The organism is Microvirga terrestris (assembly GCF_015694425.1).
Lineage (GTDB): Bacteria > Pseudomonadota > Alphaproteobacteria > Rhizobiales > Beijerinckiaceae > Microvirga > Microvirga terrestris.
This window is the reverse complement of record NZ_JADQDN010000004.1, coordinates 275,225-291,967: the sequence shown is the minus strand read 5'-3', so window position 1 is coordinate 291,967 and position 16,743 is coordinate 275,225. Positions and strand designations below refer to the sequence as shown.

Here is a 16,743-nt window from a genome sequence, read left to right as displayed (position 1 = left end):
GAGCCGGATCATTTTCGAGCATCGCACGAGGGAGGCTGATGAAGGCTGGCATCGACATGGGAGTGGCGTCCTCCGCCCCCGGGGGACAATCGGCCTTGCTCGATCTCGAGGAGCTCCTGGCGACGCGTCTGCTCGTCCAGGGCAATTCGGGCTCCGGCAAGTCGCATCTCCTGCGCCGTCTTCTCGAGCAGAGCGCCAATCTCGTCCAGCAGGCCATCATCGACCCCGAGGGCGATTTCGTCACGCTCGCCGACAAGTTCGGCCATGTGGTGGTGGATGCCTCGCGCAGTGAGGGCGACCTGCAGCGGATCGCCGCCCGCGTGCGCCAGCACCGGGTCTCCGTGGTGCTGAGCCTAGAGGGCCTCGACACGGAGGCGCAGATGCGCTGCGCGGCCGCCTTCCTCGGCGGACTCTTCGATGCGGAGCGCGACTACTGGTACCCGATGCTGGTGGTGGTGGACGAAGCGCAGCTCTTTGCGCCCGCCGCAGCCGGCGAGGTGTCGGACGAGGCGAGAAAAGTCTCTCTCGGGGCCATGACCAACCTCATGTGCCGCGGCCGCAAGAGGGGGTTGGCCGGCATCATCGCCACGCAACGCCTCGCCAAGCTCGCCAAGAACGTGGCGGCCGAAGCCTCCAACTTTCTCATGGGCCGCACCTTCCTCGACATCGACATGGCGCGTGCCGCCGACCTGTTGGGCATGGAGCGTCGGCAGGCCGAGATGTTCCGCGACCTCGAGCGCGGGCATTTCGTGGCTTTGGGTCCTGCCCTGTCGCGCCGTCCGCTGCCGATCCGCATCGGCGCGGTGAAAACCTCCACCCGCACGGGCACCTTCCAGCTCATGCCGCTGCCTGAGCAGCCCAAGGAAGATGCCCGCGACCTCATCTTCAAGGCGGGCGAGGACGAGGTGGCGGCCCGTCCGGTGATGCCGCGCCGTGCGCCTCCACCCCCGCCCGCTCCCTCCACCAACGATCTTCTCGCCCAGCTCGCCCGCACCCGGCCTGCCGCTGCGCCGGAGCCTCAAGCGGAAGAAACCGAGCAGTCCAAGGCCGAGCGCGAGGCCGCCCTCGACGCGATCCTGCGCGAGATCCTCGACGACCGGGAGGCCGCCTTCCGCTCCGTGGCTGTTCTGTATCAGGATTTTCTCGTCCGCTGCCGCATCCGTCGCATCGCCGGCGAGCCGTTGAACCTCAACGCCTTCCGCCGCCGCCTCGCGGTGGCCCGCGCCGGCGTCAACATGGCCACTGCCGAGGGCACCGAATGGGACCGCGCCGTGACGTTTGCGGCCGATCTCACGGAGGACATCCAGGGCATCTACCTGCTCATCGCCCGCGCGGCCATGGAGGCCTCGCCCTGCCCGCCCGACGGCGAGATTGCGCGGGCCTGCGGCAGCCGCTCGCCCGGCCGCGCGCGGCGCCTCATCGCCTATATGGAAACCCGGAACATCGTGGTGACCCGCAACGACCCGCGGGGGCTTCGCATTATCGCGCTGCCCGATCTCGGCTGGGAAACCGCCCCCGGCGACCCGAACGCTTTCGAAGAGCCGCAAGGGCCCGAGCCGCGGGATCTGTTTGCGGTGGGGTAGGAGTGTCGGTCACGAACGTTTGAAGTGAACTGGATCCTCACCCATACAGGCTTTTCAAGCGCCAGAAGATGATTGATAGCTTCCATCAATTAATTTGTAGAGCGCTCGTCACCCCTTCGACAAAGAGTGTTGCATCATTGCGCCCCTTCGCCCGTTGATTCGGGTTGAAACGTATGCAGGCCCTGATGTTCCGCTTTTTCGAAACCCGCATCGATTTCAGGAAGAAGCCGCCGGAGGAATCGCCTCCGGATACCTTGTGGGGCTTCTACTGGCACTTCATCCGGCAGGCGAAGGGCCTGTTCATCGCGCTCTTCGCGCTGGGCTTCGTGCTGGCCGTATTCGAAGCGCTGATTCCCTGGCTCATTGGCCGCCTGGTGAATGCGCTCTCGCATACCTCGCCTGAGGGCATTTTCGACGAGGCCGGACCGCTGCTGATCGCCATGGCGGCGATCATCCTGCTCGTGCGGCCTGTGGGCACGATCCTGTTCCGGCTGCTGGTTAACCATTCGCTCGCGGTCTCCTTCACCGCCATGGTGCATTGGCAGAATTACTGGCACGTGGTGCGCCAGCCCCTCGGCTTCTTCCAGGAGGATTTTGCCGGGCGCATCGCCAACCGGGTGCTGCAGACGGGCCGTCCCTTGCGCGAGACGGTTCTCTCCGTCGCCCGCGCGGTCTGGCAGATCCTGATCTTCGGGGCGGCCTCCATCGGTCTCCTCGGCACGCAGGATTGGCGCCTCGCCATCCCCATGACCGGATGGTTCGTGCTCTATGCCACGCTGCTCGGCTTGTCCGTGCCGCGCATCCAGAAGCGCTCGCGTCTCTCAAGCGAGGCACGCTCCGCCGTCACCGGCAAGGTGGTGGACAGCTTCACCAACATCATGACGGTAAAACTGTTCGGGCGCCGCAAGGACGAGGACGAATACATCAGCGAGGGCTACAGCCGGCTCAACGACGCCTTCATGAGCCAGCAGCGCATCAACACGCTCTACGTGGCTGGGCTGACCTTCCTGAACGCGATCTTCCTGGTCGCCACCGGCGCCGTTGCGGTCTGGCTGTTCAGCGAAAACCGGGTCGATGCCGGCACCATGACCACGGCGCTGCTGCTCTCCACGCAGATCGTCTCCATGTCCGGCTGGGTGGCCTTCGAGGTGATGGGTATCTTCGAGAACGTGGGCACGGTGCAGGAGGGCATGAAAACTATCTCGCGCCCGCTCACCATGCAGGACAAGCCGACCGCCAAGCCCCTGCACGTGCCGCGCGGCGAAATCCGCTTCGAGAATGTCAGCTTCTCCTACGGCGAGGGCGACACGGTGATCGACCGGCTCGATCTGACCTTAAGGCCCGGCGAGAAGATCGGGCTCGTGGGCCGCTCTGGCGTCGGCAAGACGACGTTGGTCAATCTTCTGCTGCGCTTCTTCGAGCCTCAAGGCGGCCACATCCTGATCGACGGGCAGGACATCGCCGACGCGCAGGAGGAGAGCCTGCGCGCGCAGATCTCTGTGGTGACGCAGGACACCTCGCTGTTGCACCGCTCCATCCGCGAAAACATCCTCTACGGTCGGCCCGATGCCAGTGAGGAGGCGATGCGCGAGGCCGCGCGCCAGGCTCACGCCACCGACTTCATCGAGCGCCTCGTGGACGGACGCGGACGGCGCGGCTTCGATGCCCATGTGGGCGAACGTGGCGTGAAACTCTCCGGCGGCCAGCGCCAGCGCATCGCCATCGCCCGCGTGATCCTGAAGGATGCGCCGATCCTGGTGCTGGACGAAGCCACTTCGGCGCTCGATTCCGAGGTCGAGGCCGCAATCCAGGAATCGCTCGCGACGCTGATGGAGGGCAAGACGGTGATCGCCATCGCGCACCGCCTCTCGACCCTGCAACTCATGGACCGCCTGATCGTCATGGACGAGGCGCGCATCGTCGAAGAGGGCACCCACGAGGAGCTTCTCGAGAATGGCGGCCTCTATGCCGGCCTCTGGTCGCGCCAATCCGGCGGTTTTCTCGCGCCGCGCAAGAATGTGCGGGACGAGGCGATCTAGAAAAGTTCGGTAAACACAAACCTCATCATGAGGAGCCGCTGAAAGCGGCGTCTCGAGGGAGGGTTCAGAGAGCACTGGAGACGCCTCGTCCTTCGAGACGGTCACGGACGTGACTTCCTCAGGATGAGGGCTGCGGTAGAGGTCTTTCGCGCCAGCCCAATCCTGGGTAAGGTCGCGCCATTACCATCATCTCGAGAATCCATCACATCATGCACAACGACCGACTGAGCCTTGATTCCGTCGCCCGTCATGTCGATGCCAAGGCCGAGGATTACTGCGCCCTGAGCGACCGCATCTGGGCAACACCCGAGCTCGCCTTCGAGGAGCATCGTTCGGTTGCCGAGCAGATCGCCATGCTGGAGCGCGAGGGCTTTCGCATCACACCGAATGTCGGGAGCATGGCAACGGCCTTCGTGGCTGAGTGGGGTTCGGACGGTCCTGTCGTCGGGATCCTTGGCGAATTCGATGCCCTGCCCGATCTGGCGCAGGTCTCCGGCCTCGCCGAGCACAAGCCGACGGTGCGAGGGGCGCCCGGCCATGGCTGCGGCCATAACCTGCTCGGAGCCGGATCGGCTCTTGCCGCCGTGGCTCTCAAGGATGCGCTGGAGGCGGAAGGCATCGCCGGCAGAGTGCGCTATTACGGCTGCCCGGCCGAGGAGAGCGGATCCGGAAAAACCTTCATGGCCCGTGCCGGCCTGTTCGACGATCTCGATGCGGCCTTCTGCTGGCACCCGAGCGTAGTCAACGAAGTGCAGACCACCTCGTCGCTCGCCTGCATCCAGGCCTATTTCCGCTTCAGGGGCCGGGCGGCGCACGCAGCCGCGGCGCCTCATGTAGGCCGCTCGGCGCTCGATGCGGTGGAGTTGATGAATGTCGGCGTGAACTACATGCGCGAGCATATGCCCTCCGATGCGCGCGTCCATTACGCCATCACCAACACCGGCGGCGACGCGCCCAATGTGGTGCAGGCCTACGCGGAATCGCTCTATCTGGTGCGCTCGCCGCACCTACCCGACGCGGAGCGGCTGTTCGAGCGCGTGAAGAAGATCGCCGAGGGTGCGGCGCTGATGACGGAAACCTCAGTGTCCGTGCAGATCACGGATGCGACCTCGAATGTCGTGCCCAACAAGGCGCTGCAGGAGGCCATGTATGAGAACATGCGCCGCCTTGGCCCGCCCGAGTTCGACAAGACTGATTTCGCATTCGCTGAGAAGCTTCAGAAATCAGCGCTGACGGAGGAGGAGATTCTCGCGAGTGTGAAGCCGCATGACATGTCCCTGAAAACGAAAGTGCTGCACGACGGCGTTCTGGCCATGCCGACCCGCGAGGAGGTGATGATGGGCACCACCGATGTGGGGGATGTCAGCTGGATCGTGCCGACGGTGCAGTGCCACACGGCCTGTTTCGCCATCGGCACCCCGTTCCACACCTGGCAGCTCGTCACGCAAGGCAACCTGCCGGCAGCCCACAAGGGCATGGTGCTCGCCGCCAAGGCCATGGCGGCTACCGCCGCCGATTGCCTGCGCAATCCCGACCTCGTCGTCCGTGCCAAGGCGGAGCTGCGGGAGCGCACCGGCGGCCGGGCCTATCGCTGCCCGATTCCAGACGAGGTAACGCCGGATGATCTGCGCGCCAAGGCGGCCTGAACACTCTTTCCGTCATCACCGGCCTTGTGCCAGTGATCCCGATATGGTGAGGCGCTGCGCCTATCCAGCATCGGGATGGCTGGGACAAGCCCAGCCATGACGTATCGGGTTTGATGTCTGACCTTGGAGCGAGCGCAGGTTGAGTCCTCACGCTTGCATTTGAGCAATGTCAGCTTGGCAGCCGCCGGACTCGTCGCGGCAGGAATGGCGGCCTATCTACGATTCATACGAATGGAGAGCGTCATGAAGCTGACCGGAATTCATCATCTCACCGCCGTCACGGCGGATGCGAGGGGCAATCACGCCTTCTACACCCAGACGCTCGGCCTGCGGCTCGTGAAGAAGACGGTCAACCAGGACGATGTGAGCGCCTACCACCTGTTCTATGCGGACGCGAAGGCCTCTCCCGGGACGGACATCACCTTCTTTGACTGGCCTGTAGACCGCGAGCGGCGCGGCACCCACAGCATTGCCCAGACGGCCTTGCGGGTGAACGGCGAGAAGGCTCTCGCTTGGTGGAAGGATCGCTTCGACAGCCTCAACGTCCGCAGCGACGAAATCGTCGAGCGTGACGGCCGCCTCTCCCTCGATTTCGAGGATTTCGAAGGCCAGCGCCTGAGCCTCGTCGACGACGGCGGGCAGGGAGAGGCTCACCCCTGGGAGCGCAGCCCCGTGCCTGCAGAGCACCAGATCCGTGGCCTGGGGCCGATCCGGATCAGCGTGCCGAAGCTGGAGCGCACGGCCCGTGTCCTAACTGAAGCCATGGATATGCGGGCAGTCCGGGAGTATCGCGTTGGCGATACCCCGGTTCACGTGTTCGAGATGGGTGAAGGTGGTGCCGGGGCGGAGCTGCATGTGGCCGTGGAGCCGGGTCTTGCGCCGGCCCGTCAGGGTGCGGGGGGCGTGCACCACGTGGCCTTCCGCACGCCGGACGAGCGCACCTACCGGGAGTGCTGGGAGCGCCTGCAAGCCTTGAGGGCGCCGTCCAGCGGGCCGGTGGACCGCTACTACTTCCAGAGCCTCTACTTCCGCGAGCCTAACGGGATCCTGTTTGAGATCGCCACCGACGGTCCGGGCTTCGCCACCGACGAGCCCATGGACAGGCTCGGCGAGCGCCTCGCCCTGCCGCCCTTCCTGGAGCCGCGCCGGGCCGAGATCGAGGAGGGTCTCAAGCCTCTATAAGTCCTTGATTCCCTGTATTTCGACGATTGCCGCGAGCCGCCCTGAAGAAGCAGGGCGGCTCTCTTTTTTAGGAAGCGAGTCGCCTTTTGCGGCATTGCGTCTCAAGCGGTGGATCGCCGATCCGTGTAGAAGGTTCAGATCTCCCGGAAGTAAGGTTTCATCAACCGTAACACTGTTGTATTCACTTTTTTGCTTCCTCTGCAGAGTTATGTAAGACTTTGCTTAAGTTAATTGGTTCATGTGTTCTCATTACTTCCTGTTCAGGGGATTTCCATGTTTAGCGCCAAGGTGAAGAGCGGCCTGGTGGGAGCGCTGCTTGCGCTGACCACCTTCGTGGGCGCGGCATACGCGGCCTCGCTGGCCATGCCGAGTGAAAAGCCCATCCTGACGATCTCCGGCAAGATCTCCGTGACCAACAAGGACAACACGGCCCAGTTCGATCGGAAGATGCTGGAATCCATGGGCTTGGTGACTGTGGAGACCACGACTCCCTGGCATGAGGGCAAGGTCAAGTTCGAGGGGGTCTCGCTCGACAAGCTGATGAAGCAGGTCGGCGCTTCCGGCCAGCGGGTCGTCGTGGTCGCGTTGAACGACTATACGACTGAGATCCCGCTCGACGACTTCGCGAAGTTCAATGTGATCCTCGCCATTAAACGCGATGGCGAATACATGTCCGTACGCGACAAGGGGCCGCTGTTCGTCATCTATCCCTATGACAGCAGCCCGGACCTGAAGAGCCAGACCTATTATGCACGGTCGGCTTGGCAGGTTGCCAAGATCGAGGTCCGGTAGCCGAGATTAAGGCAGGGGCGGAGGCCTCCCATTGTCGCTGCGCACATTCAAAACGGTGATCGCCCTCGTGATCGGTGGGTTCCTGATCGCCGCCATCTACATCTCGGTGCTGGTCGTCCAGCGCCAGGGTGCGTTGCGGCAGATCGCTGTCTACAATCCAGCCTGGGAGGCCAGTCAGGCCTCGTCCGAATTCATCCGGCTGGAGCACCGTCTCTCCGAATTCGAGAGACCTGGAAGCGGCGTCGACAAGGATGAGGTGGCGCTTCGCTACGATATCCTCGCCGGCCGGGTGAAGCAGCTGAACGAAGGTGACTTCCATTCTCTGCTCCAGCGGGAGCCTGATCATCAGGCCATGCTGCGGCGGCTCGAGCTGGCGCTCGAGGGCATGGATCCGCTCATCCAGAACCTGGACCAGCCGGGCAATCTCCAGAAGGTGGTCGACGGCCTGAAACCATTCGACGGCGCTCTGGCCCAGATCGCATCGACCGTGCTCATCTATGGGTCCGAGACCGTTCAGAAGGATCAGCAGGAGCTGATCCGCCTGCATTGGCTCTTCTCAGGCATCGCGGCCAGCCTCGTTCTGATCGGCGTTGCGCTCATCGTTCTTCTCGACAGGCACAACCGGCTGCTGGGGCGGGCACATCAGGAGCTGCATGTCCTGGCGCATCAGGATGCCCTCACGGGCCTGCCCAACCGCGTCGTGCTCCGCAACCAGCTGGAGCATGCGCTGGCCGGTCTCAAACCGAACGGCCGCACGATCGCCGTGTCTTATCTGGATCTCGACCACTTCAAGGACGTCAACGATTCCTTCGGCCACGAGACGGGCGACGAATTGCTCAAGGCAGTGGCCGAACGTCTCCGGAGCTGCATTCCCGCGAGCGAGGGCCAAGTTCGCAACCTGATTTCCCGGTTCGGCGGCGACGAATTCGCGATTCTCCAGACCGGAATTCGTAAAGCCAGCGAAAGCGCGGCTCTGGCGTCGAAAATCGTCGAGGCCCTGCGGGCGCCTTTCACCGTGAACGGTCAGGAAATCTTCATCGGCACAAGCATCGGGATCGCGCTGCCTCAGGGCTATGTCACCCCAAGCCAGATCCTGAAGCATGCCGACATGGCGCTCTATCACGCCAAGGCAGACGGACGAGGCACGTTCCGCTTCTTCGAGCCGCACATGGACGTTCAGCTTCAGGCGCGGCGCGCGCTCGAGGTCGATCTGCGCAAGGCCGCAGCCAATGGCGAGTTTGAGCTGTTCTACCAGCCGCAGATCAACATCAACCTCAACGAGATCAGCGGCTACGAGGCTCTCCTGCGCTGGCACCATCCGGAGCGCGGGCTCGTCCCGCCCGCCGAATTCATCCCGGTCATCGAGGATACGGGCCTCATCGTGACCTTGGGCGAGTGGATTCTCGATCAGTCCTGCAAGGAAGCGGCAAAATGGCCGCGCAACATCCATGTGGCCGTCAATCTCTCGCCCGTTCAGTTCCGCAATCGTGGATTGGTGCAGAGCGTCAGCCGCGCTCTGGTAGCATCGGGGCTCGCTCCGAACCGGCTGGAGCTGGAGATTACCGAATCGGTGCTTCTGCAGGACAACGAGGCGACCGTCTCGATGCTGCACCAGCTGCGCCGTCTCGGCGTGCGCATCGCCATGGACGATTTCGGCACCGGCTATTCGTCATTGAGCTACCTGCGCAGCTTCCCGTTCGACAAGATCAAGATCGACCAGTCGTTCGTGCGGGAAATGTCCCAGCGGTCGGATTGTCTTGCCATCGTGCAGTCCGTGGCCAATCTGGGCAGCAGCCTCGGCATGCCGACCGTTGCCGAAGGCGTTGAGACGGAGGAGCAGCTGCGCCAGATCCAGGCGGCAGGATGCACCGATGCGCAAGGCTACTATTTCGGTCGCCCACGGCCGGCACGTGAACTCGTGCATACGCTTGAAGCCCTCAGGCAGACGGCCCGTGTGGCCTGACGGTCACGCGCAAACGAGTCCACACACCATCTTGGCGCTGACAGATTTCCTTCCATAAGAAGACCCTTATGAAAAACATCTTCGAGAGCGCCTTGAAGGGCATTCCCCTGTCGGAGCAGGTCACTAACCCGCACATCGTCGTCGGGCGCTACAGCTACTACTCCGGTTATTATCACGGACATTCCTTCGACGATTGCGCACGCTACCTGCTGCCCGACGAGCCGGAGACCGACAAGCTCATCATCGGCAGCTTCTGCTCCATCGCAACCGGCGCGACGTTCATGATGCATGGCAACCAGGGCCATCGCCGGGATTGGATCTCGACCTTTCCGTTCTTCTACATGAACAAGGACGGCACCTTCGGCGAGCCGCAGGATCCATTCCTGCCTGCGGGCGATACGGTGGTGGGCAGCGATGTCTGGATCGGCGCGGAGGCCATGATCATGCCGGGTGTCCGGATCGGTCATGGGGCCGTGATTGGGAGCCGGGCCGTCGTGACCCGCGACGTGGAGCCCTACACCATCGTGGCCGGCAATCCTGCGCGAGCGGTCCGCAAGCGGTTCTCCGACGAGGAGATCGCCATGCTGCTGGAGATGGCCTGGTGGGACTGGCCGCTCGAGCGCATCAGGGATGCGATGGCGTTCATGTGCGGGTCGGACATTGCAGGACTCCATCGCTTCTGGCGTGAGGGATAGGCCCCTACTGCGCTACATAGCCAAATGCCGCATGAGCGTATGGGTTTAAGAGAAAATACCTCTACGCTCTTTGCCGATCCTGACCACCTATGTTACGCAGGATCACCTGTCGAAGCGTCAACCGGCAGGACGATTTTGGCGATTGTTGTGGGAGCAGGGGCCATGAAGACCTATTGCGAGTTCACGTTCGATGCCGCTCACTCGGTAGCTCCCTATTCCGGGCTGCATGGGCACACCTTCATCGTCAAGCTGACCTTCGGCGGGCCCGTGGACGAGGTCTATGGCTGGCCAGTCAATCTCTATGACGTCGAGAACTACATCGAGGAGATCAAGGGCAAGCATGGGTCGGGCCTCGATCACGGCAATCTCGATCTCAACCCCGCCATTGGCGTCGCCTCGCTGGAGAACGTCACCAAGTATGTCTGGAAGCTGGTGAAGGATCGCTTCCCCGGTCTTGAGGAAGTGGAACTCAAGCGTGGCATGTCCGGCTCGCAGGAAGGCTGCATCTATCGCGGAGACGATGGTGCAGCGGGCAGGAGCCTCGCAGCCTGAGAAGGGTCACGTTCCTGAAAACAAAAGAGCCGCCCTGTGAGGCGGCTCTTTTGTTTGGGCCTCGATGGCTCGTGTCAGGGCGTGTAGCCGAAAGAATAGGATACGGTGAGCCCCAGACCGAACTGATGCTCGGAGCCGAAACGCTCGACGATCGGGCTGTCGGCGGCATCGCTCACCAGATGCTTGTAGGTGACGAAAGCCGTGGTCGACCATTGCTGCGACCAGTCGTAGCTGACGGCGCCGGTTGCACCCACCGAGGTGATGCCGCCGGAGGGACGATAAGCCGTCACCTGGCCGTTGAGCGCCGCCTCCTCGGGCGTCACACCGAAATAGGTGCGGGTAAATTCGCTGTCGCCGAGGGACAGCCTCGGGCCCAGCGACAAGGTGACGGCGCCGAACCGCTGCACCGCATCGAGACCGAAATCGGCCACGAAGCCCTCATGCCCGCCGAAGCCGCGGCGGATCTCGGCGCGGGCGCGCAGGAAGTCCAGGGGCCAGTATTCCACAAACACGCCGGGCTCCACCGCCCAATCGATCTTGTCGAGGCCGACGAGTTCCCGGTTGCCCTCGTAATAGCGTCCGCCCACGAAGCGACCCACCACGCCAACGCGGAAGGCCGAGTCATCCAGCAACGAAAAGCTCAGGCCATCGTCGGGAGCGCTGAAGCGCTCGACCGTTCCCGCACGGCGGAAGCTCAGGGACGGATAGCCGATGAAGCTGAAATCGTCCGAACCGGGATAAGACGGCCCCACCCGCAGGTTGCCCTTCACGGTGACGATCCAGCCCGGGGAACTTTGGATGGGTTCGGGCGAGAACACGGGGTCGGCTGCCTGAGCCAGCGACGACCCGGTGGCGAGGAAGGCGAGGAGGGCAAGGGATCGGGCTGTGCGCATGATTCTTCCGGCTCGTTGTTCCAGCCTGTCGTCGTGACCTCAAATGGACGTAAGGTCAAGCCAAGGGTTTGCCTATGGTTTCGCGAGTCTGACCGGTCATGCGGAAATCGAGTGGGGCTGCAGGAGAACCTTTGTCCGAGCTGAAAGGTTGTCAGGGGCAGATCCAGGGAGAGCCTCTTGACCCCGCACCGCGTCAGCAGCCGTCCGCAGCCGGATGAGTTCTATCCCAAGCCGCCTCCAACGGAGCCTGTGCCCGTCATGCCGATCCCGCCGGAGACGCCAGCACCATCGGCTCCGCCCGGCGTTCCCTCGTCCCTTCCGGAGCAGCCGCCCGAGCCGGACAGGCCTGTCGTTCATCCGATGCCTCAACCCGAGGTGCCGTGAGAGGACGGCCGAGGCCACCCCGTGTGCAATGCCGTTCCCCATCGTTGAAATCCATCATGATCAAAGCAGCTATCTTCGACATCGACGGCACGCTCATCGATACCGTCGACCTTCACGCCGAAGCCTGGGTGAAGGCGCTCGAACATTTTGGATTCGAGATCGCGTTCCAGGATCTGCGTTCGCAGATCGGCAAGGGCGGCGACCAGATCCTGCACGGGCTCTTACCGCCCGATGTGATCGAGAAGCGGGGCGACGCCATCAAGGATTTTCGCTCGGATCTTTTCAAGCGCGAGTACCTGCAGCGGGCGCGTGCGTTTCCTACTGTCCGCAACCTCTTCGAGCGCATCCGCGCGGCAGGGCAGAATGCGGTGCTGGCATCCTCCGGCAACGCGGACGAGGTCGAGACCTACAAGGGGATCGCAGGCATCGCGGACCTCATCGACTCGGCGACATCGTCGGACGATGCAGAGCGCTCGAAGCCCTTCCCCGATATCTTCGAGGCCGCGCTGGCGAAGCTTGCACCGCTCGCGTCGCATGAGGCCGTGGTGATCGGCGATACGCCCTATGATGCGGAGGCTGCGCGCAAGGCGCAGATGAAATCCATCGGCGTGCTGTCCGGCGGCTTTACCGAACAGTCCTTGAAGGATGCCGGCTGCATCGCGGTTTATCGCGATGTCGAGGACCTGCTGCGTAACTACGACAGCTCGCCGCTTGCGTCGTGACATAGGAAAGGCAGCCTTGCTTCATCAGGGCTGCCTCAGCGTTCAGACACCCTGAACGCGCAGATTGTTCTGAACGTGAGAGACGCCGGAGGCGAGTTCCGCCAGATCCTCGGCGCGGCGCTTGAGGCCGCGGCTCGTCACGGTCCCGTTGAGGGTGATCTCGCCGTCCTTCACAAGAACTTCGATGTTCGAGGCATCGATCAAAGGATCCTCCGTCAGGCGCTCGCATACATCCTCATGAATGCGTTCGTCCGACCGCCTATAGCCCTTGGGACCACGGCCACGATGCTGGCCTGCGCTGGGTCGTCCATCATCCCGACCGGAGCGCACATTGGCATCATTCGGATCGCGGTCTCCGAAGGCGCCGTAGCCCGAGCGGGGCCGGCTGTAGCCTGGATCGAAGCCTTCGTCGTCGCGCGGGCCGCCCCGCCCGTCGTCGATCACGCCTCCGGAAAATTCGTTGGCATCGCTGCCGTAGCCGCCAGGATATTCCCGACCCTCGCCGCGGAAACCCACGGCGCCCTGGGGCACGTCACCGTAGCCGTTGTCGTCGTCGAAGGGCTTTCGGTTCCTGCGGCGGGTGTCTACCATGGCGGTTGCTCCTGTGATTGCAGGAGCAACCATCCGGCTTGCCCGTGGTTCCACACGACGATTGCAACATAACGAAGAGCATCCCAGACTTATGAAAGCCGCGCAGCGCATCAAGCTCTTTGAGGATGTCTATGCCCGCGACGGAGGGTGCTGCGTCTATTGTGGGATCCCGGCGCGCCGTCCTGGGCACGGTGTGAAGCGCGGTCCCGATCTTGCAACCCTCGACCATGTGCATCCGAGATCCCTCGGCGGCCCGCTCACCCGTGACAACCTCGTCCTGGCCTGCTCCGCCTGCAACAACGAGCGCGGCACCATGGCGGTCGAGACGTTCAGGGCGTCCAAGACGAGCAAGCCGACGGCCTGAGCACTTGGTGGCCGATGTGGAACGGGGTTATCCGTGCCGACGTTCGACAGCGAGACATTGTCATTCGAACGGAGACAGCGATGAACATCGAGGATCAAGTGCGCAAGGCCATCATTGCGGAGCTGAAGCGTCAGTCTGAGGCCAACGAGCAAGGCCTGCGCGTCAGGGCGAGCGAAGCCGAGATGATCACCATCGAAGGCCGGGTCAATCTCGACGAACTCACCATGGCTGTGGTGGGATCCCTCGCCGGCGGGCCTTGAAGGGCGGGGCGACACCACATTTGAATGCGCCTTCACAGCCTCATCAGAGGATTCTTATGACAGGATGAAAAATGCTCATCCTATGAGCTGCTGATCCCCCAAGCATGCTCGTAGGATATTAAACGGCGCAAGGAGACAGACGTGGCTAAACAAGACATTACGATCAAGACCCAGGACGGAATCGCCAGGGCCGGGGTGTTTCACCCGAGCCACCAGCCTGCCGCCAAAGTCCCCGGCGTGATCCTCTACATGGATGCCTTCGGACCCCGTCCCGCGCTCGATATCATGGCCGAGCGCCTAGCAGGCGAGGGCTATGTGGTTCTTGTGCCCGATCTCTTCTACCGCTACGGCGATTATGGACCCCTCGATGCCAAGACGGCCTTCAGCGAGGAGCCGACCCGCACCAAGCTGCGGAGCATGATCAGCGATACGACCCAGGAAATGACCCGGCGCGACAGCGCAGCCTTCCTTGAAGCACTCACTCAAGCGGGGGCTACGGGCCGGATCGGCACCGTCGGCTATTGCATGGGCGGCAGCCGCGCCATCAACGCAGCGGCGGCCTATCCGGACCGCATCGCCGCGGCTGCAAGCTTCCATGGCGGGCGTCTCGCCAATGACGCGCCCGACAGCCCGCACCTGAACGTGGCGACGATCAAAGGCCATGTCTATGTGGGTAGCGCTGGGGTTGACGAGAGCTTCCCGCCCGAGCAGTCCGCGCGCTTGGCCGAAGCCCTGCGCTTGGCCGAGATCGACCACGTGATCGAGAACTATGTCGGCATGGGCCACGGGTGGGCCGTTCCCGATAGTAGGGTTTATGACGAGCGTGGCGCCGAGCGGCACTGGAGGCGGCTGCTGACCTTCTTCGACGAGACCCTGCGCTAGGCCGGTTTTGCGGCCTTCGGTGGCAGGGGAAACAGGCTGATGAAGCGCTGGGCGAGGGTGCGGTTGCCGTCGATTTGCAAAGCCCCTGCCTGCTCCAAATCCTCCAGCGGCTGGCCGCCATAGATCGCGCCTGCCAGCACTGGTGGCGTGCCCGTGAAAATCAGGTTGGCGCCTTCAAGAGTGCTTCGGGAGATCTCGATTTTTCCATCTGCCAGATGCGCGAGGAACGTTTCTTCGCCGAGGTGGAAGCCGACCCGCGCCTCCAGACCCTTCGCTCGATCGCAATCGAGCATCGTTCGCAGCGACAGCAGGAAGGATGCGGTGCTGAACGGCAGGGTCGGGTCATGCTGGGGCGAACGCGCCGCCCAGCGGCCGAGGGCCTGGAAGATCGGCTCGCTCTCGTAGCCCCATTCTGTGAGCTCATAGACGTGGACGGCCGCAGGCGGCGGCAACTTGCGCCGCACCAGGACGCCGGCCGCCTCCAGACCTTCGAGCCGCTGGGTGAGCACATTGGCGCTGATCCCCGGGAGGCTCTCCCGCAGGTCGCTGAAGCGCTTCGGACCCATCATGAGCTCGCGCATCACCAGAAGCGCCCAGCGCTCGCCCAAGAGGTCGAGGGCATGAGCCGCCGCACAGGCGTCCTCGTAATGGCGCTTAGAGCGAGCATTCGGATTGTCAGTTATTTTTTCTAACTTCATAGTTGATATTTATAACTGAACGTGGAATCAATGTCAAAACCAAGCCAGAGGGAGAGACCAAATGTCCAAACTGATCTTCGTCAACCTGCCTGTCGCCGACCTGCCTAACTCAATTGCTTTTTACGAGGCTGTTGGCGCCTTGAAGAACGAGCAGTTCACCGACCACACCGCCGCCTGCATGGTCTTTTCCGAGACCATCCATGTGATGCTCCTGACACACGACAAATTCCGCCAGTTTACGCCCAAGACAATCGCCAATGCGCGGGAGACAAGCGAGGTGCTGATCTGCATGTCGGCGGAGAGCCGTGACGCCGTCGACGATATGGTTGCCCGCGCTGGTGGAGCCGGAGGCACGATCGATATCGGCCCGGAGCAGGATTACGGCTTCATGTATGGCCGCAGCTTCGAGGATCCGGATGGCCACATCTGGGAGGTGATGTGGATGGACCTTGAGGCTGCCAAGGAAAGCATGGGCGAGATGGCTTCGGCCTGATGGTCGATTGGACAAGGGGATTTTAGAACACAGGGGGGAAGACGATGCGCGTGATGGTTCTGGTGAAGGCGACGAAGGACAGCGAGGCGGGCATCATGCCCTCGACCGAGCTCTTCGAGGCCATGGGCAAGTTCAACGAGGAATTGGTCAACGCCGGCATCATGCAGGCTGGCGAGGGGCTGAAGCCTTCGTCTCAAGGCAAGCGCGTAGCCTTCGACGGTCCGAGCCGCACCGTCATCGACGGGCCGTTTGCCCAGACCCATGAGCTGGTTGCCGGATACTGGCTCTGGGAGGTCAAGGATATGGCCGAGGCGGTCGAGTGGGTGAAGCGCTGCCCTAACCCCATGCCCGGTCCGAGCGAGATCGAAATTCGCCCGATCTATGAGATGGCGGATTTTGCAGAGGTCATGACGCCCGAGGTCTCCGAACTGCACGAGCGGACAAGCGAAAAGCTGGCCAGCCGCTGAAATCTCGTCGGCTGCTGCCGGTTAAAGAGGAAGGGAAGGAACGAATGACCACAATGCCACACACAGCGACGGCAGAGGCCGCTCCCACGAGCAGCGGACTTGTTCGGACAGGCAGGATCTTAAGTGGGCTCGTCGTTCTCTTTTTCCTGTTCGACGGCGCCATCAAGCTGGTGCCGCTTCAGGTGGTGCTCGATACGGTGGCCCCGCTCGGCTGGCCAGCCGATCCTGTGACTTGGCGCGCTCTCGGCATCGTGCTCATCGCCTCCGCCCTTCTCTATGCCTATCCGCGAACGGCACTTCTGGGTGCGATCCTGCTCACCGCCTACCTCGGCGGCGCCGTCGCCACCCATGTGCGGGTCGGTTCTCCCCTCTTCAGCCACAGCCTGTTCGGTGTCTATGTGGGTATCGCCCTGTGGGCCGGGCTCTGGTTGCGCGATCCACGCATCCGGGCGCTACTGCGCTAGCGCTCGACCGCGTCACTAATCGCACTGAAGGATCATTTGGATCCCAAAAGTGCAAATCCACTTTTGGGTCCGA

Annotated in this window: 19 protein-coding genes; 16 read left to right on the top strand and 3 right to left on the bottom strand. The window is 63.0% G+C overall.

The window, feature by feature from the left end; translation table 11 throughout:
- The first annotated feature begins 38 nt into the window (after positions 1-38).
- The 8 genes from I2H36_RS10465 (at position 39) to I2H36_RS10430 (ending at position 10,452) form a co-directional block, all read left to right on the top strand.
- Positions 39-1,583 carry a helicase HerA domain-containing protein gene (locus tag I2H36_RS10465; protein ID WP_196263826.1) on the top strand — a complete coding sequence of 515 codons (1,545 nt, stop codon included), beginning with the start codon at positions 39-41 and terminating at the stop codon, positions 1,581-1,583.
- 185 nt (positions 1,584-1,768) lie between these two features.
- Positions 1,769-3,622 (top strand): ABC transporter ATP-binding protein, encoded by a 1,854-nt coding sequence (locus tag I2H36_RS10460; RefSeq protein WP_196263825.1) that lies wholly within the window; start codon positions 1,769-1,771, stop codon positions 3,620-3,622.
- Positions 3,623-3,831: 209 nt separating this feature from the next.
- On the top strand, positions 3,832-5,268 hold the full coding sequence (locus I2H36_RS10455) for a M20 family metallopeptidase (RefSeq protein ID WP_196263824.1): 1,437 nt from the start codon (positions 3,832-3,834) through the stop codon (positions 5,266-5,268).
- A 243-nt stretch (positions 5,269-5,511) separates the two neighbouring features.
- Positions 5,512-6,450, top strand: a complete 939-nt coding sequence (locus tag I2H36_RS10450) for a ring-cleaving dioxygenase (protein ID WP_196263823.1) — start codon at positions 5,512-5,514, stop codon at positions 6,448-6,450.
- A gap of 273 nt (positions 6,451-6,723) precedes the next feature.
- A complete protein-coding gene (locus tag I2H36_RS10445; RefSeq protein WP_196263822.1) occupies positions 6,724-7,242 on the top strand; it encodes a putative pterin-binding protein in 519 nt (172 codons plus the stop codon).
- 31 nt (positions 7,243-7,273) lie between these two features.
- Positions 7,274-9,205, top strand: coding sequence for a putative bifunctional diguanylate cyclase/phosphodiesterase (locus tag I2H36_RS10440; RefSeq protein ID WP_196263821.1), 1,932 nt, complete (start codon positions 7,274-7,276; stop codon positions 9,203-9,205).
- A 68-nt stretch (positions 9,206-9,273) separates the two neighbouring features.
- The gene (gene catB / locus I2H36_RS10435) at positions 9,274-9,900 is read left to right on the top strand and encodes a type B chloramphenicol O-acetyltransferase (RefSeq protein WP_196263820.1); all 627 of its coding nucleotides are present in this window, start codon (positions 9,274-9,276) and stop codon (positions 9,898-9,900) included.
- Between the two features lie 162 nt (positions 9,901-10,062).
- A complete protein-coding gene (locus I2H36_RS10430; protein WP_196263819.1) occupies positions 10,063-10,452 on the top strand; it encodes a 6-carboxytetrahydropterin synthase in 390 nt (129 codons plus the stop codon).
- 74 nt (positions 10,453-10,526) lie between these two features.
- On the opposite strand, the gene I2H36_RS10425 is transcribed toward I2H36_RS10430, so the two are convergent.
- Positions 10,527-11,345 carry a MipA/OmpV family protein gene (locus I2H36_RS10425; RefSeq protein WP_196263818.1) on the bottom strand — a complete coding sequence of 273 codons (819 nt, stop codon included), beginning with the start codon at positions 11,343-11,345 and terminating at the stop codon, positions 10,527-10,529.
- A gap of 177 nt (positions 11,346-11,522) precedes the next feature.
- On the opposite strand from I2H36_RS10425, the gene I2H36_RS10420 reads away from it, so the two are divergent.
- Both I2H36_RS10420 and I2H36_RS10415 read left to right on the top strand, forming a co-directional pair.
- The gene (locus I2H36_RS10420) at positions 11,523-11,729 is read left to right on the top strand and encodes a hypothetical protein (protein ID WP_196263817.1); all 207 of its coding nucleotides are present in this window, start codon (positions 11,523-11,525) and stop codon (positions 11,727-11,729) included.
- 56 nt (positions 11,730-11,785) lie between these two features.
- Positions 11,786-12,451, top strand: coding sequence for an HAD family hydrolase (locus tag I2H36_RS10415; protein ID WP_196263816.1), 666 nt, complete (start codon positions 11,786-11,788; stop codon positions 12,449-12,451).
- A 42-nt stretch (positions 12,452-12,493) separates the two neighbouring features.
- Here I2H36_RS10415 and I2H36_RS10410 read toward each other — a convergent pair whose 3' ends face one another.
- The gene (locus I2H36_RS10410) at positions 12,494-13,042 is read right to left on the bottom strand and encodes a BON domain-containing protein (RefSeq protein WP_210331027.1); all 549 of its coding nucleotides are present in this window, start codon (positions 13,040-13,042) and stop codon (positions 12,494-12,496) included.
- Between I2H36_RS10410 and I2H36_RS10405 the strand changes: the two genes are divergently transcribed.
- From I2H36_RS10405 to I2H36_RS10395, 3 genes are all read left to right on the top strand, one after another.
- Complete coding sequence (locus I2H36_RS10405) at positions 13,041-13,406, top strand: HNH endonuclease (protein ID WP_210331026.1); 366 nt, start codon at positions 13,041-13,043, stop codon at positions 13,404-13,406. The genes I2H36_RS10410 and I2H36_RS10405 overlap by 2 nt on opposite strands.
- 80 nt (positions 13,407-13,486) lie before the next feature.
- Positions 13,487-13,666, top strand: a complete 180-nt coding sequence (locus I2H36_RS10400; protein ID WP_196263813.1) for a hypothetical protein — start codon at positions 13,487-13,489, stop codon at positions 13,664-13,666.
- Positions 13,667-13,807: 141 nt separating this feature from the next.
- On the top strand, positions 13,808-14,548 hold the full coding sequence (locus tag I2H36_RS10395; RefSeq protein ID WP_196263812.1) for a dienelactone hydrolase family protein: 741 nt from the start codon (positions 13,808-13,810) through the stop codon (positions 14,546-14,548).
- On the opposite strand, the gene I2H36_RS10390 is transcribed toward I2H36_RS10395, so the two are convergent.
- Positions 14,545-15,246 carry a winged helix-turn-helix transcriptional regulator gene (locus tag I2H36_RS10390; protein ID WP_196263811.1) on the bottom strand — a complete coding sequence of 234 codons (702 nt, stop codon included), beginning with the start codon at positions 15,244-15,246 and terminating at the stop codon, positions 14,545-14,547. The genes I2H36_RS10395 and I2H36_RS10390 overlap by 4 nt on opposite strands.
- A gap of 61 nt (positions 15,247-15,307) precedes the next feature.
- Between I2H36_RS10390 and I2H36_RS10385 the strand changes: the two genes are divergently transcribed.
- Genes I2H36_RS10385 through I2H36_RS10375 form a run of 3 tightly spaced genes read left to right on the top strand, consistent with a single transcriptional unit; the run spans position 15,308 to position 16,670 of the window.
- Positions 15,308-15,739 carry a VOC family protein gene (locus I2H36_RS10385; protein WP_196263810.1) on the top strand — a complete coding sequence of 144 codons (432 nt, stop codon included), beginning with the start codon at positions 15,308-15,310 and terminating at the stop codon, positions 15,737-15,739.
- A gap of 44 nt (positions 15,740-15,783) precedes the next feature.
- On the top strand, positions 15,784-16,206 hold the full coding sequence (locus I2H36_RS10380; protein ID WP_196263809.1) for a YciI family protein: 423 nt from the start codon (positions 15,784-15,786) through the stop codon (positions 16,204-16,206).
- A 53-nt stretch (positions 16,207-16,259) separates the two neighbouring features.
- Positions 16,260-16,670: a DoxX family protein gene (locus I2H36_RS10375; protein WP_196263967.1), complete on the top strand. Its 411-nt coding sequence runs from the start codon at positions 16,260-16,262 to the stop codon at positions 16,668-16,670.
- The last annotated feature ends 73 nt before the right edge of the window (positions 16,671-16,743 follow it).